Source organism: Brevundimonas diminuta ATCC 11568 (genome assembly GCF_000204035.1).
Classification (GTDB): domain Bacteria; phylum Pseudomonadota; class Alphaproteobacteria; order Caulobacterales; family Caulobacteraceae; genus Brevundimonas; species Brevundimonas diminuta.
Genome location: NZ_GL883084.1, coordinates 350463 through 364704 on the forward strand (window position 1 = coordinate 350463; position 14242 = coordinate 364704).

The window sequence follows — 14242 nt, forward strand, 5'->3', positions numbered from 1 at the left end:
ATGCCTGCCTCACGCCAATGAACCAAGCCAAGCCATAGGCCGCCCGTCTCCCCCCGTCATCCCGGAAAGGACAACTCATCTTCTCCCGCTCATCCCAGCAGACGCCAGTTTGAGAGTGAGCCTCGACCAAACGCGGCTTGTATTTAGGATATTTCCTAATTATCCTCTTCCCTATGAACAGCCTGTTCAAGGCCCTCTCCCATCCGGTGCGGCGGCGCATCATCGCCATGTTGCGCAAGGGACCGCTGGCGTCCGGCGACATCGCCGCCGCCTTCGACATGAGCTGGCCGACCATCACCGGCCACCTCAACGCGCTGAAGGAAGCCGGTCTGGTCAGCCCTGAGCGCGACGGCCAGTCGATCCGCTATCGGCTGGAGATTTCGGCGGTCGAGGAGGCCCTGGCCTTTCTGATGGACCTCAGCGGAACAGGCAGAACGGACGAGAAGGAGACGCCGAAATGACCAGGATCCGCTTCACGGTGCTGGACGCCTTCACCGCCTTGACGATCGCAGGCCTCGTCGCCCTCGCCGTCTGGGTTCTGACCGCTGGTCCGACCACGCCCCTGCCCATGCACTTCGACATCCACGGCCAACCCGATCGTTGGGGCGACCGCAACGAACTGGCCGGCGTGATCGGTTTCATGGCCTTCATGGCCGCGATCACGGCCGGACCGATGAGCTGGTACGCCAAGCGCACGCCTGACACCGCCCGGCGGCGCGGGCTGGAGGTCGGCCAACTCGTCTCGCTGCTGGCCATTGGCGGCGTCAGCGCCTTCATAGTCTGGACGATCCTGGGCCACGCTGCGTCGCAAGCGGCTCCATCGATGACCCTGATCGCCGCCCTGATGAGCCTGCTGTTCGCGGTCATGGGCGCCTTCATGGGCCGGGTCGCGCCCAATCCCATCGTCGGCCTGCGCACCCCCTGGAATTACAAGAGCCGCCTGGCCTGGGATCGCTCCAACCGGCTGGCGGGCCGCCTCTTCTTCTGGCTGGGCGTGCTCGGCCTGATCACCGCCCCCGTCGCGCCCCAGCCCCTGGGTTTCGGCCTGCTGATCGGCGGCGTCTTGATCGCCGCCGTCTGGTCGGTGTTCGAAAGCTGGCGCGTGTGGCGCACCGATCCCGACCGCCAGCCCTTCTGATCTCAAGACGGAGACAAGCATGCTGACCCTCGCCGCCGCCCTGCTGCTCTCGCCGGTTTCGACGCCGGTCGAGCTGGCCTCGACGCCCGCCCCCCTGCACGGAACCCTGCTGGCACCAGAAGATCAGACACGCGCCGCCGCCGTCATCATCGCCGGTTCCGGCCCGACCGACCGCGATGGGAACAGCCCAATCGGCGTGACGGGCGGCGTCTATCGCCAACTTGCCGAAGGCCTGGCCGAGCGCGGCGTGGCGACCGTCCGCTATGACAAGCGCGGTATCGCCGCCAGCGCGGCGGCGGCGACGAACGAGGCCAGCCTGACCTTCGACACCATGATCGACGACGCCAAGGCCTGGGCCCGGTTGACGGCGGAGCGGACAGGCCAACCTTGCGTCTGGCTGATCGGACACAGCGAAGGCGCGCTGGTCGGACAGGCCGCGGCGGCCGACAACCCTCTGGTCTGCGGCCTGGTCCTGCTGTCGCCCGTCGGTGAGCGTGCGGGCGTCGCCGTACGCCGCCAGCTTGAGGCCGCCCTGCCCGAAGCCATGAAGGCCAACGCCTTCGCCATTCTGGACGAACTGGAAGCGGGCCGCACCGTCGCCCAGACGCCGCCCGCCCTGGCCGCCCTGTTCCGCCCGTCGGTCCAGCCCTACCTGATCACCTACTTAATGGTCGATCCCGAAGCGCTGATCGCTGAATACGACCGTCCGGTCCTGCTCGGTCACGGCTCCACCGACATTCAGGTGCCCCTGTCCAATGCGGAGCGCCTGGCGAAGTCCCAATCCAGGGCTGAGGTCGTAATCTTCGACGGCCTTAACCACGTCCTGCGCCCGGCTCCGATGGACCGCGCCGGCAACGCCGCGACCTATGGCGACGCCTCCATTCCCCTGGGCGCCGAAGTCGCGCCCGCCGTGGCGGATTTCATCCTGAAACCGCGCTAGGCCCTAATCGTCCAGTTCCGACCGCGCCTGTTCTGCCAGGTCGAAGAAGCGGCGGCGGACTTCGGCGGCGAAGGGGTTGTCGTGTTCGATGGCGCGGAACACCGCTGCGCTGTCGTGGCGGACCATGTCGACGCCCTGAATGACGCGCTCGAAGCTGGTCGTCGTCATGCGCGTCGGCAGCGGCTCCATCGCCAGCAGCACCTTGGCGATCAGATGAGTCAGGCCCTGCACCGTCGCCGCCTCGCGGTCGTGATCTTCGGGCGTGACGACGAAGACCTTCAGCCCCAGCGCCTTCCTGCAGAAGGCGGCCACGCGCCACGCCGCCTTGTCGCCGCGCACCGGACAGACGGCGATCCTCAGCCCCGCAATGCCGTCCTTGCCGCTCTGGGGGCCGAACAGGGGGTGGGTTCCGACGATGCCGACGCCGTCAGGCAGGCCGTCCAGCATGACCTTGGCCGGCTTCACCTTCACCGAGCCGACGTCGAGAACCAACGCCCCCGGCGTCAGGTGCGGCGCGATCGCCGCGACCGTTTCCGCCAACACGCCGACCGGCACGGCCAGCACCACCACCGGACAGGCGGCGGCCTCTTCCAGCGCGGTCAGCCGCGCCAGCCCCTCGTCGTCGCTGGCCGCCGGATCATGGGCGAGGATGTCGAACCCCGGCGACAGATGCTTCGCCGTCAGCCGCCCGAAGGCGCCGAAGCCGATCAGGCCGAGTTGGGGCTTTGGGCCGCTCACCCCGCCAGCGTTTCCTGGAATCGCACCGGCTGGCCGTGGGCCTGACCGATCAGTTCGCCGTCCTTCATCACCACGCGGCCGCGCACGATGGTGGCGACCGGCCAGCCGGTAGCCTCGAAGCCGTCGAAGGGGGTCCAGCCGCAGCGCGTGGCCTGCTGGTCGTGCGTAATAGTCTTCTTCGCCTTCAGGTCGACGATGGTCAGATCGGCGTCATAGCTGACGGCCATCCGGCCCTTGTTGGCGGTGCCGAACACCCGCTGCGCCCCGCCCGAGGTCAGGTCGATAAAGCGTTCCAGCGACAGCCGCCCGTTGGCCACATGGGTCAGCATTAGCGGCACCAAGGTCTGCACCCCCGGCATGCCCGAAGGCGAAGCCGGATAGGGCTTGGACTTTTCTTCCTTGGTGTGCGGCGCGTGGTCCGAGCCCAGCACATCGGCCACGCCCTGCTGCATGCCCCACAGCCACAGGGCGTCGACATGCTCCTGCGACCGGATCGGCGGGTTCATCTGGGCGTAGGCGCCGAGGCGTTCATAGGCTTCCGGCGCGGCCAGCGTCAGGTGCTGGGGCGTGATCTCGACCGTGGCGACGTCCTTGTGGAAACGCAGGAACTCCATCTCGTCCTTCGTCGTGACGTGCAGGACGTGGATGCGGGCGCCGGTCTCCTTGGCCAGGCCCACCAGACGGCGGGTGGACATGATGGCGCTTTCGGCGTCGCGGACCTCGGGGTGGCTGGTCCAGTCGCCGGTGCGGGCCAGGTTGCGGCGCTCAACCAGGCGGTATTCGTCTTCGGAGTGGAAGGTGGCGCGGCGGCGGACGTTCGACAGCACCTTGCGCACGCCCTCGTCGTCGGCGATCAGCAGGTCGCCGGTCGAGGCGCCCATGAAGACCTTGACCCCGCAGCAGCCCGGCAGGCGCTCCAGATCGGCCAGATGCTCGGCGTTCTCATGCGTGCCGCCGACGTAGAAGGCGTGGTCGGTCCACATCCGATCCTTCGCCCGCGCCAGCTTGTCGGCCATGGTGTCGGGGTCGGTCGTATTGGGGTTGGTGTTCGGCATCTCGAACACGGCGACGACGCCGCCCAGAGCCGCCGCGCGGCTGCCGGTCTCCAGGTCTTCCTTCCATTCCAGCCCCGGCTCGCGGAAGTGGACCTGGGTGTCGATGACGCCCGGCAGGACGGTCAGGCCGGTGGCGTCGAACACCTCTCCGGCCGAGGCCTGAGACAGGTCGCCGATGAAGGCGATGCGGCCGTCGATGACGCCGACGTCGGCCTTGCCGCGCCCGGCGTGGTTGGCCACCTCGCCGCCCCGAACGATCAGGTCATAGGTCTGGGTCATCGCGCGCATCTCCTGAAGTTCCGGCGCTTATGCGCGCCGAAGGCTTGGAGACGCAAGCCGAGGGCGATCAGGCCGTCCGTTCGGCCAGCAGCTTCTTCGCCGCCTTCAGCACCCGCTCATAGGGCAGGTCCATCATGTGCTGGATGTGCTGGTTCAGGCGCGGGTCCAGTTCGCGGAACTCATCCAGGGTGCGCGGGCCGCGTACGGCGACGCCGGTCCACGGGCGTTTCAGCGTCTCGTCCGAAGGGCCGAACACCGCCACTGCCGGAACGCCCGCCGCCACGGCCAGCTGGGTCCACAGGGAGTCGCCGCCCAGATAGAGGTCCGCGTGCGACAGGGCCGCCGCCGTCTGCAGGCGCGTCAGCCGCCCCTGCAGTTCGATCACCCGGTCGCGCTTGACCGCCGAGCGGACGGTCTGGGCCGCGTCGCGGTCCGCCTCCTCGCCCACGATCATCAGCCGTCCGCCCGCCAGCGGCCCGCCCTCGCCCAGAAGGGAGATGGCGACCTTGGCGTAGCGATCGGCGGGCCAGCGTTTGCCGATCCAGTCTGCGCCCGGCCCGACGGCCAGGATCGGACCTTCGCCCGGCGGGATCAGGGCGTCGGCCGCTTCCTGCGCATCCCGTGCGATGAACAGTTTCGGCGGCGGAATCTCGTCCAGTTGCAGGGTCCGCGCCGCCTGCTCCACCAGATGCACGCCCGGCAGGGTCTTGCCCCGAACCGCCCGACGCTGGCGCCGCAGCTTGCCCGACAGGGTCGAGCCGCGCATGTCGACCACCAGCCCCCAGTTGGTCTCGCGCACCTGGTTCCACAGGGCGATCCAGTCCCAGCGCCCGTCGCGGTCAAGGGTGATCAGCCGCTGCAGACGCGGCAGGTCGGCGAACAGCGGCGCGCTGGCCGGCGAGCCGACGACGGTGAAGGTCGCCTGAGGGATGGCCTCGACCAACTGGGCCAACACGCCCGACGACAGGACCGCCTCCTCGGCGTCCGCCTCGGCGATGTAGAGGATCGGAAAACGACCATGCATGGGCTGAGTCTAGCCGGATTCTCTTCGGAATTCAGCGGGAATGCAGGACGGCGGGCCGCCGCTGCACGCCAACCGCCCCATCGTCCTCGAGTCGGACGAAGCGCACGGGCTAGCGGCGCGCTCGCACCCCGCCAAACGCCCTGACAGCGGGAAGAAACGACTTTTCGGACGCGCCTTGAAATTGTGCTTCGGTGGTCGAAATTTGCGATCAGGCCAACATTGTTTCATAATCGAAGGATTGAAATGACAATATGAGAACAACTTGGAGAATATTTCTTCATATTCGCTAAAAAGACATTTGTTCTGATGTTGCCGATCAATCGAAGAATTATAAAGATAAACACTCAATCCGATAAGTATGAACTCTAAAATATTAAGACGATTTTATATTTTCGCGCGCCGATTCCATGACCTCATTCCATATATTGGGAGTGCTGGCGGTTCGGCCCTTCGTTCGCCCCGTGTGATTTGCGGCCGCAGCGCCGCCCTGCGCCGGGGCCTCTGACCCATCAGCCCAGAGTGAATATGCCCAAGCAAAAACGTATCGCCATCATCGGCGCCGGCCCTTCGGGACTGGCCCTGCTCCGCGCCTTCCAGTCGGCCCGCGACAAGGGCGCGGACATCCCCCAGATCGTCTGTTACGAGAAGCAGAAGGACTGGGGCGGCATGTGGAACTACAGCTGGCGCACCGGCATCGATGAGAACGGCGAGCCCGTTCACGCCAGCATGTACCGCTACCTGTGGTCGAACGGCCCCAAGGAATGCCTTGAGTTCGCAGACTACACCTTCGACGAGCATTTCAAGAAGACGATCTCTTCCTATCCGCCGCGCGAAGTCCTGTGGGACTATATCCAAGGCCGGGTGAACAAGGCGAACATTCGCCCGTACATCCGGTTCAACACCGCTGTGAAGGACGTGGTCTTCGACAAGGCGTCGGGCCGGTTCACCGTGACGGCCAAGGACTATTCGGCCGGTCGCCGCACCACCGAGACGTTCGACCATGTGATCGTCGCCACCGGCCACTTTTCGACGCCGAACGCGCCGTCCTATCCGGGTTTCGACCTGTTTCCCGGCCGCATCCTGCACGCCCACGATTTCCGCGACGCGGCCGAGTTCAAGGGCAAGGACGTGCTGCTGATCGGCTCCAGCTATTCGGCAGAGGACATCGGCTCCCAATGTTACAAATACGGCGCGAAATCAGTCACGACCAGTTATCGCAGCCGGCCTATGGGCTATGACTGGCCCAAGGGCTGGGAGGAAAAGCCCTGCCTGACGCGCGTGGACGGCAAGACCGCCCACTTCAGCGACGGCACGCGCCGCGACGTCGACGCCATCATCCTGTGCACCGGCTACAAGCACCACTTCCCCTTCCTGCCGGACGAACTGCGCCTGAAGACCAGCAACCGTCTGTGGCCGCTGAACCTGTATGAAGGCGTGGCCTTCACGCCCAATCCCAAGCTGTTCTACCTGGGGATGCAGGATCTCTGGTACAGCTTCAACATGTTCGACGCCCAGGCCTGGCTGACGCGCGACATCATCATGGACCGCATCCAGCTGCCGTCGCGCGCGGACATGGAGGCCGCCAACGACCACTGGCGCGAGAAGGAGGTCGAAATCCGCACGGATGCCGAGGCCTTTGAATACCAGGGCGAATACATCAAGCGCCTGATCGCCCAGACCGACTATCCGGATCTCGACATCGACAACATCAACCGGATCTTCCTGCAGTGGAAGAAGGACAAGAAGGCCGACATCATGGGCTATCGCGACAAATGCTATCGCTCGGTCCTGACCGGCACGCTGGCGGCGCGTCACCATGTGCCCTGGATGAAGGCGTTCGACGACTCGCTGGAAGCCTATCTGCGCCTGCCCTCGACCCGCAGCCAGGCCGCGCGCGCCTGATGCATGGCCCCGCCCTGCGGTCCGGCGGGTCGCAGGGCGGGGCGCCCCGTGCGCCAGAGCTCCGTCAAAGCCCGCGCATTTGCGCCCGACCTGCGCTAGACGGCGGCCATGTCCCTGCCCCTTCTTCCTGAGCGCACCTGCGGCGGCTGCGTCGAATGCTGCCGCGTGATCCCGCTGGACCTGCCCGAACTGGCCAAGCCGACGGGCGAACTGTGCGCCTATTGCGTCGACGGCGCGGGGTGTTCCGTGCATGAGATCCGGCCGCAGACCTGTCGGGTCTGGTTCTGCCTGTGGCGGGCGGTCGAACTGTCCGACGACTGGCGTCCCGACCGCAGCGGCGTGATCGTGCGGCCTGACGGGGTCGAGGACGGGATCATCACCCTCTATGTCCTGCGCCGTTCGGACTTTCTGCTCGGGATGGACTTCTTCATCACCGTGGCGGGCTGGATCGCTGAGGGGATCGAGGTCGCCCTGAGCGCGCCCGGCCCGGTCGGAACCTATCCGGCGCGCGCCGTCGTCACCGACTGGCTGCGGCCCGCCGTCGAGGAGGGCGACCCCGACGCCTTCGCCGCGCGCGTCCTCGCCTCGCTGGACCGGCTGGCCGCCCACGACTTCCAGCCGGACGGGATCACCGCGCGCTACGCCGTCGGCTGAGCCCCGTCGACGACCGTGATCTCGGGCCAGCGGCCGCGAGCGTTGGCGATCACTCGTTCCCAACCCTTGGCAAGGCCGCGCGTCGGATTGGGGCGGATGGTCATGGCGAACACGTCCTCCAGTCCGAAGGGCGCGACCACGCTGATCGCGTCGTCCGCCTCCAGCCGCACGCCCACGGCGAAGGCCGGAGCCACGAAGCGGGCCGGGGCGTCGTCGGTGCAGGTCAAGGGGTCATAGGGCTCGCCGAACTTGTCTTCGAACCACAGATGGACCCGCGCCTGGTTCCGCACCTCGACCTGATCGCGCAGGGGCGGCTCAAAGGCGGCGGCGACGCGCTTGATGACGACGTCCTCGGCGTCCCAGGAGGTGTCGGCGTCGAAATAGCCGATGTCGTAGTCCTTGATCCCATAGCCGACCGGGCGGCCTGTCTGGGCGTTCCACACCGCCTGATAGACGGCGCCGGAGAACAGCCGCCAGTCGGGCAGATCCAGTTCCCGCATCACGGTCAATACGTGCATCAGGCCCGCGTCGGCGCGGACGATCTCGGTCAGGCGAGCTTCCAGGGTCATGCCGTCCTGTGAGGGCGATTCCGGCGCCGCGCCAAGCGGCCTCAGCCCCGCACCGGCCAGGCGTGATCCAGCGGACCGTGACCCTGACCCAGGCCGGGCGCGCGGCGGATGGCTTCGGCGACATAGGCCCAGGCTTCCGCCACCGCGACCGGCAGGGGCAGCCCCTTGGCGATCCCCGCCGCGCAGGCGCTGGCCAGGGTGCAGCCGGTGCCGTGCGTGTGGCGCGTCTCTATCCGTTCGCTCTCCAGCACCGTCTCGCCGTCGGCTGTCAGCAACAGGTCGACCACCGTCGCGCCCGGCACATGGCCGCCTTTCATCAGAACCGCCCGCGCGCCCATGTTCAACAGCGCCTCGCCCGCGCGGCGCTGGCCGTCCAGATCGGCGACCTCCAGCCCGGTCAGGGCCTCGGCCTCCGGCGCATTGGGGGTCAGCAGGGCCGCGCGCGGAACCATCAGGCGGCGGACGGCCTCGACGGCGCGGTCCTCCAGCAGGGGCGAGCCGCCCTTGGCGATCATGACGGGATCGACCACGGCCGGAACGCCCCCCGCATAGTCGATCAAACCGGCGACCCTCTTCACCACCTCGACCGAGCCCAGCATGCCGGTCTTCAGGGCGTCGGCGCCGATGTCGTCCAGCACCGCCGTGGCCTGGGCCTCGATCACCTCCAGCGGCACGGGGTGGACGCCGTGAACGCCCAGGGTGTTCTGGATGGTGATGGCGGTGATCGCCGTGGCGGCGAACCCGCCCAGCATGGTCACGGCCTTGATGTCCGCCTGGATGCCTGCGCCGCCGCCGGAATCCGAGCCCGCCAGGATCAGCACCCGGCCTTTCATACCGTCACGCCCGAGAACAGCTTCAGCCCGACGATGCCCGCGACGATCAGCAGGATGCAGACCGCCCGCACCGCCGTCGCCGGCTCGCCATAGACGGCCACCCCGACCACGGCCGCGCCCACGGCGCCGATGCCCGTCCACACGGCATAGGCCGTGCCGACCGGCAGGCGCTGCGTCGCGGCCCACAGCCCGACCATGCTGGCGGCCAAGGCTACGGCCACGCCCAGCGAGATCAGCGGCCGCTGCACGCCGACGTATTTGACGCCGGACGCCCAGCCCACTTCGAACAGCCCCGCCACCACGAGAACCAGCCAGGGATTAAGAGACAGAAGCCAAGACATGACGGCTGAATGGCGGATGGCGCCCATTCAGACAAGAGGCCGCCTGCCCTTGCAACGCAAGCACCAGCCGATCCCAGCACTCCGCGCCCACAGGACAGTCCATCACCACAAAAGCATGCACGAACAACGATCACTATAAATATTTACACATGGTAATGTTCGTCGATATTGAGTTATCACTCAGGTTGCATTCTTTTATTCACGCCACAGAAACAATTACTCGACTACAAGCGTTGCCGCCTCGATTCCCAAAGAGAATGGGTCTGCATGTCGACGCCCACAGTTCATACTGGAATACTTATTCGACGCCCCATCGATGAGGTTTATCAAGCCTTTACCGAACCAGGGGTGACGTCGTGGTTCTGGTTCACACACGGCGATCGTCGCCTGTCACAGGGGGCGACCGTGACATGGACCTGGGGGATGTACGGCGTTTCGACGCGTGTCCTGGTCAAGGATGTTCAGGTTAACCGGCGAATTCTTGTCGACTGGAACCTGGATGATCAGCCGACCGAGGTCGAATGGCGCTTCGAAGCGCGCGGCAAGACGACCTGGGTCGAAATCTTCAACCGGGGCTTTCCCGCCACGGACGAAGGGGCGAAGGCCGCGCTGGACGCCATGGAAGGCTTCACCCTGGTTCTAGCCGGCGCCAAGCTGTGGCTGGAGCGGGCGATCGAGCCGACATTCATCGTCGATCGCTTCCCCGATCAGGTGCTGCCTGACTGGAAGGGCTGAGGCCTAACCGGCCGCCGTCACCGCCGCCTGAAGCTTCAGAGCCTGGACCGTTTCGCGCACGTCGTGGACCCGCACCATGCGGGCGCCGCGCCGCCCGCCCTCCAGCGCCAGGGCCAGAGAGCCGCCCAGACGATCGCCCGTCTCTATCGCCGCGGCGTCCACGCCCTGAATGAGACGCTTGCGACTGGCGGCGTAAAGGACCGGAAAGCCCAGATCGACCAGGGCGCCCAGTCGCGCCGTCAGCGTCAGATTGTGGGCCGTCGTCTTGGCGAAGCCGATGCCGGGGTCCAGCCAGATCTTCTCGCGCGCGATACCCGCCGCCACGGCCGCCTCGGCCCGCGCCGCCAGAAAGGCGACGACCTCGGCCACGACGTCGTCATAGCGCGGGTCGTCCTGCATCGTCTTGGGCGCGCCCTTCATATGCATCAGCACCACCTCGCAGCCCAGTTCGGCGGCGGTCGCCAGGCTGTCGGGCTCATGGTTCAGGGCCGTGACGTCGTTCCACATCGTCGCCCCGGCGGCGACGGCGGCGCGGGCGACGGCGGGCTTCATGGTGTCGATGCTGATCCGGCCGCCCCAGCGCGCGCGGATCTCGGCGATCAGGGGCGCGACGCGGGCGATCTCTTCGGCCTCATCAACCGGATCCGAACCGGGGCGCGTGCTTTCTCCGCCCACGTCCAAAACGTCGGCTCCCTGTTCGATCAACTTCAGGGCGTGAACCAGCGCCGCCTCGGCCGTGGCGTGGCGCCCGCCGTCGGAAAAGCTGTCCGGCGTGACGTTGACGATGCCCATGACGAGCGGCGGCTTCACGAGGGATTGATGGGTCATGCGACATCGACTCCAGAGGCCGCAGTTTGACTTTCACCGCGCCTGGGTCCAGCCTCTAAAGGCAATGGAACGCTTCGTCAGCCAGGCTCGACGCCTCACCCACGCGGGACGCCGCGTCGAAGGCCTTTAACCCGTAGCGGTCCGCCGTGCGCCTTGCGCCGGGCGCCCGTTACGGGACCAAGTTGCTTTAAGTCTCCTGTTTCCCCCATTCATTTTGCAGGACCGCGCCGGCCTGAAGCCGCTCGCGTAGATTTGCGCCATGACACGCCGCCCAGACACTACGGACGACAGCCGTCCCGGCGAACCGCCGCGCGGCGCCGACATCATTCCTTTTCGGAGACCGACCGCGCCCGGGGCGCCGTCCGACCCCGAACATGCCGATCCAGAACAGCCCGACGACGACGGCCCCTCGGCCGCCTGACGTCGCCCGAATTTCCAGAGAGTTTTCCTCATGACCACCCCCCGCAAGGGCGCCCTGCCCGCCATCACGCTTCGCAGCGACGACTTCGACGCCCTGGACCGCCTGGTCGGCGACCTGCCCGGCTCAGGCCCCGCCGGCCTGCTGCAACAGGAACTGGACCGCGCCAAGGTGTGCGAGCCCAAGGCCATGCCCAAGAACGTCGTCACCCTGAACCGCTGGCTTCAGTACGTCGACGACCACAGCCCCGAGGTGCGTCGCGTCCAGCTGGTGCTGCCCAAGGACGCCGATATCGACGCCGGGCGCGTCTCCATCCTGTCCTATGTCGGGGCGGGACTGATCGGCCTGAAGGAAGGCCAGTCGATCAACTGGCCCGACACCTCCGGCGCTGCGCGCAAGCTGACCCTAGTCAAGGTCGAGGACGCCGAAGCGGCCGTAGGCTGAACCGCTTTCGATCAGAGCAAAAATAGGGGCGCGTCCGACGGACGCGCCCCTTTTCATATCGGCTTGCCGGACAGGCTCTACGCGCTCGTCGCGGGCTGGACGGCGGGCTCGGCCTGCGGCGCCGCCTCGTCTTCCGGCGTGGCCGGGACCGACAGCGACGGACCGACGACCGTATCGTTCTCGTCGTCGCGCTTGGGCGGCTGGTCGTTCTCCAGCAGATCCTTGATCTCGTCACCCGACAGGGTCTCGTACTCCAGCAAGGCCTGCGACAGCTTCTCGTGGTCGCCCGCCTTCTCGGTCAGGATGCGGCGCGCCTCTTCCCAACCTTCGGTGACGATGCGGCGGACCTCTTCGTCGATGATGCGGGCCGTCTCTTCCGAGACGTTCTGGCTGCGCGACACCGAATGGCCCAGGAAAACCTCTTCCTGGTTCTCGCCATAGGCCACCGTGCCCAGCTTCTCGGAGAAGCCCCAGCGCGTGACCATGGCCCGCGCCAGCTTGGTCGCCTGCTCGATGTCCGAGCTGGCGCCCGAGGTGATGCTCTCCGGTCCGAAGATCAGCTCCTCGGCGACGCGGCCGCCCGCCATGATAGCGATGCGGTCGATCATCTGCTGGAACTTCATAGAGTAGCGGTCGCCTTCCGGCAGCTGCATCACCATCCCCAGGGCGCGGCCGCGCGGGACGATGGTCGCCTTATGCACCGGGTCGGCCATCTTGACGTTGATGGCGACGATGGCGTGACCGGCCTCGTGATAGGCGGTCAGGCGGCGTTCTTCCTCGTTCATGGCCATGGACTTCCGCTCGGAGCCCATCATGACCTTGTCCTTGGCGTCCTCGAAGTCGCGGTGCGTGACCATGCGACGGTCCTTGCGGGCCGCCATCAAGGCCGCCTCGTTGACCAGGTTGGCCAGGTCCGCGCCCGAGAAGCCCGGCGTGCCGCGCGCCAGGGTCTTCACATTCACATCGGCGGCCAAGGGCACGTCCTTCATGTGAACGCGCAGGATGCGCTCGCGACCCGAGACATCAGGGTTGGGCACCACGACCTGACGGTCGAAGCGGCCCGGACGCAGCAGGGCCGGGTCCAGCACGTCGGGACGGTTGGTCGCGGCGATCAGGATGATGTTCTCGGACGCCTCGAAGCCGTCCATCTCGACCAGCAGCTGGTTCAGCGTCTGCTCGCGCTCGTCGTTGCCGCCGCCCAGGCCGGCGCCGCGGTGACGGCCCACGGCGTCGATTTCATCGATGAAGATGATGCACGGCGCGTTCTTCTTGGCCTGTTCGAACATGTCGCGCACGCGGCTGGCGCCGACGCCGACGAACATCTCCACGAAGTCCGAACCCGAGATCGAGAAGAAGGGCACGCCCGCCTCGCCCGCCACCGCGCGCGCCAGCAGGGTTTTACCCGTACCCGGAGGGCCGACCAGCAGGGCGCCCTTGGGGATCTTGCCGCCCAGACGCTGGAACTTGGCCGGATCCTTCAGGAAGTCGACGACCTCCTGCAGCTCGTCCTTGGCCTCGTCGACGCCCGCGACGTCGTCAAAGGTCTTGCGGCCCTTGTGCTCGGTCAGCAGCTTGGCCTTGGACTTGCCGAAGCCCATGGCGCCCTTCGCCCCGCCCTGCATGCGGTTCATGATGAACAGCCAGAAGCCGATGATCAGCGCCACCGGCAGCAGCAGGCCCAGCAGGCCCGACCACCACGGCTGGCGCGTGCTCTTGGTCTCGACCTCGACGCCGGACTTACGGATCTGCTCGACCAGCTCGGCGTTGGGCACCGGCGTCACGGCGGTGAATTTGCTGTCGTTCTTGAAGACGCCGGTGATCGTCTCGCCGCGCGCGACGATCGACTTGATCTCCTGACGCTCAACGGCGGTCATCAGCTGAGAATAGGTGATGGGTTCGGGGCGACCGGCGGCCGCGGCGCCCTTGGCGCCCGGCATGGCGGGGGCGCCGCCGTTCTGGCTGATCGCAGCATAGACCGTCACCAGTCCCAGAAGGATCACGCCCCAGATGGCGAAATTGCGCAGGTTCATTCGGTCCTCGGTTCCTCGACGCGGCCGCGCTCGGTCCGTCGATCAGCAGTCTTTCTCTGAAAATAGGTCAGACGGCGGCGTTTCGCCATGAAGGGATTGAAAGAGTCCGTCTTCCTGCGTCGTTTCGCCCCCGAACGCAGCCAGGGCGAGCGCCAGACGTCGCGACGCCAGCGCCCTTACACACGCCTCGCGCCAGGCCAGAACCGGCCGTCCTTCGGGATCGATCAGCACCGGCGCAGCGGCGCGCGCGGCGGGCGGCAGGGGCGCCAGAACGGCGCGCTCAAGGTCGGAAAGTTGCGCCAACCGCCCAGCGG

The 14242-nt window shown here is 66.9% G+C and carries 16 protein-coding genes; 8 read left to right on the forward strand and 8 right to left on the reverse strand.

Going from position 1 to position 14242, the window contains the following annotated elements:
• Positions 1 to 173: 173 nt before the first annotated feature.
• The 3 genes from BDIM_RS01755 to BDIM_RS01765 are packed head-to-tail and all read left to right on the forward strand — an operon-like array spanning position 174 to position 2078.
• The gene (locus BDIM_RS01755) at positions 174 to 461 is read left to right on the forward strand and encodes a metalloregulator ArsR/SmtB family transcription factor (protein WP_040344549.1); all 288 of its coding nucleotides are present in this window, start codon (positions 174 to 176) and stop codon (positions 459 to 461) included.
• Positions 458 to 1138, forward strand: coding sequence for an SdpI family protein (locus BDIM_RS01760; RefSeq protein WP_003163840.1), 681 nt, complete (start codon positions 458 to 460; stop codon positions 1136 to 1138). Before BDIM_RS01755 ends, BDIM_RS01760 begins: the two co-directional genes overlap by 4 nt.
• Before the next feature lie 19 nt (positions 1139 to 1157).
• Positions 1158 to 2078, forward strand: coding sequence for an alpha/beta hydrolase (locus tag BDIM_RS01765; protein WP_003163841.1), 921 nt, complete (start codon positions 1158 to 1160; stop codon positions 2076 to 2078).
• A 3-nt stretch (positions 2079 to 2081) separates the two neighbouring features.
• Here the strand turns inward: BDIM_RS01765 and BDIM_RS01770 are convergent, their stop codons facing one another.
• From BDIM_RS01770 to BDIM_RS01780, 3 genes are all read right to left on the reverse strand, one after another.
• Positions 2082 to 2816: a prephenate dehydrogenase/arogenate dehydrogenase family protein gene (locus BDIM_RS01770; RefSeq protein WP_003163842.1), complete on the reverse strand. Its 735-nt coding sequence runs from the start codon at positions 2814 to 2816 to the stop codon at positions 2082 to 2084.
• Positions 2813 to 4150 (reverse strand): dihydroorotase, encoded by a 1338-nt coding sequence (locus BDIM_RS01775; protein WP_003163843.1) that lies wholly within the window; start codon positions 4148 to 4150, stop codon positions 2813 to 2815. Before BDIM_RS01775 ends, BDIM_RS01770 begins: the two co-directional genes overlap by 4 nt.
• Positions 4151 to 4217: 67 nt before the next feature.
• Positions 4218 to 5174 carry a glycosyltransferase family 9 protein gene (locus BDIM_RS01780; protein WP_003163844.1) on the reverse strand — a complete coding sequence of 319 codons (957 nt, stop codon included), beginning with the start codon at positions 5172 to 5174 and terminating at the stop codon, positions 4218 to 4220.
• A 525-nt stretch (positions 5175 to 5699) separates the two neighbouring features.
• Here BDIM_RS01780 and BDIM_RS01785 point away from each other — a divergent pair.
• Positions 5700 to 7076 carry a flavin-containing monooxygenase gene (locus BDIM_RS01785; protein ID WP_040344551.1) on the forward strand — a complete coding sequence of 459 codons (1377 nt, stop codon included), beginning with the start codon at positions 5700 to 5702 and terminating at the stop codon, positions 7074 to 7076.
• A 108-nt stretch (positions 7077 to 7184) separates the two neighbouring features.
• Complete coding sequence (locus BDIM_RS01790) at positions 7185 to 7730, forward strand: hypothetical protein (protein ID WP_003163846.1); 546 nt, start codon at positions 7185 to 7187, stop codon at positions 7728 to 7730.
• Here the strand turns inward: BDIM_RS01790 and BDIM_RS01795 are convergent.
• The 3 genes from BDIM_RS01795 to BDIM_RS01805 are packed head-to-tail and all read right to left on the reverse strand — an operon-like array spanning position 7715 to position 9473.
• A complete protein-coding gene (locus BDIM_RS01795) occupies positions 7715 to 8299 on the reverse strand; it encodes a nucleotidyltransferase family protein (protein WP_003163847.1) in 585 nt (194 codons plus the stop codon). The two genes, BDIM_RS01790 and BDIM_RS01795, sit on opposite strands and share 16 nt — an antisense overlap.
• A 41-nt stretch (positions 8300 to 8340) precedes the next feature.
• The gene (gene thiD, locus BDIM_RS01800) at positions 8341 to 9132 is read right to left on the reverse strand and encodes a bifunctional hydroxymethylpyrimidine kinase/phosphomethylpyrimidine kinase (protein ID WP_003163848.1); all 792 of its coding nucleotides are present in this window, start codon (positions 9130 to 9132) and stop codon (positions 8341 to 8343) included.
• The gene (locus BDIM_RS01805) at positions 9129 to 9473 is read right to left on the reverse strand and encodes a DMT family transporter (RefSeq protein ID WP_003163849.1); all 345 of its coding nucleotides are present in this window, start codon (positions 9471 to 9473) and stop codon (positions 9129 to 9131) included. Before BDIM_RS01805 ends, thiD begins: the two co-directional genes overlap by 4 nt.
• Before the next feature lie 267 nt (positions 9474 to 9740).
• Between BDIM_RS01805 and BDIM_RS01810 the strand changes: the two genes are divergently transcribed.
• Positions 9741 to 10208, forward strand: a complete 468-nt coding sequence (locus BDIM_RS01810) for an SRPBCC domain-containing protein (RefSeq protein ID WP_040344553.1) — start codon at positions 9741 to 9743, stop codon at positions 10206 to 10208.
• 3 nt (positions 10209 to 10211) lie between these two features.
• Here BDIM_RS01810 and folP read toward each other — a convergent pair whose 3' ends face one another.
• The gene (gene folP, locus BDIM_RS01815) at positions 10212 to 11036 is read right to left on the reverse strand and encodes a dihydropteroate synthase (RefSeq protein WP_003163852.1); all 825 of its coding nucleotides are present in this window, start codon (positions 11034 to 11036) and stop codon (positions 10212 to 10214) included.
• 451 nt (positions 11037 to 11487) lie between these two features.
• Between folP and rnk the strand changes: the two genes are divergently transcribed.
• Positions 11488 to 11898 (forward strand): nucleoside diphosphate kinase regulator, encoded by a 411-nt coding sequence (gene rnk, locus BDIM_RS01820; protein ID WP_003163854.1) that lies wholly within the window; start codon positions 11488 to 11490, stop codon positions 11896 to 11898.
• 77 nt (positions 11899 to 11975) lie between these two features.
• On the opposite strand, the gene ftsH is transcribed toward rnk, so the two are convergent.
• A complete protein-coding gene (gene ftsH / locus BDIM_RS01825; RefSeq protein ID WP_003163855.1) occupies positions 11976 to 13928 on the reverse strand; it encodes an ATP-dependent zinc metalloprotease FtsH in 1953 nt (650 codons plus the stop codon).
• Between the two features lie 87 nt (positions 13929 to 14015).
• Between ftsH and BDIM_RS18265 the strand changes: the two genes are divergently transcribed.
• Positions 14016 to 14242 (forward strand): hypothetical protein (locus tag BDIM_RS18265; protein WP_040344555.1); only part of this gene is annotated, 227 nt, incomplete at its 3' end.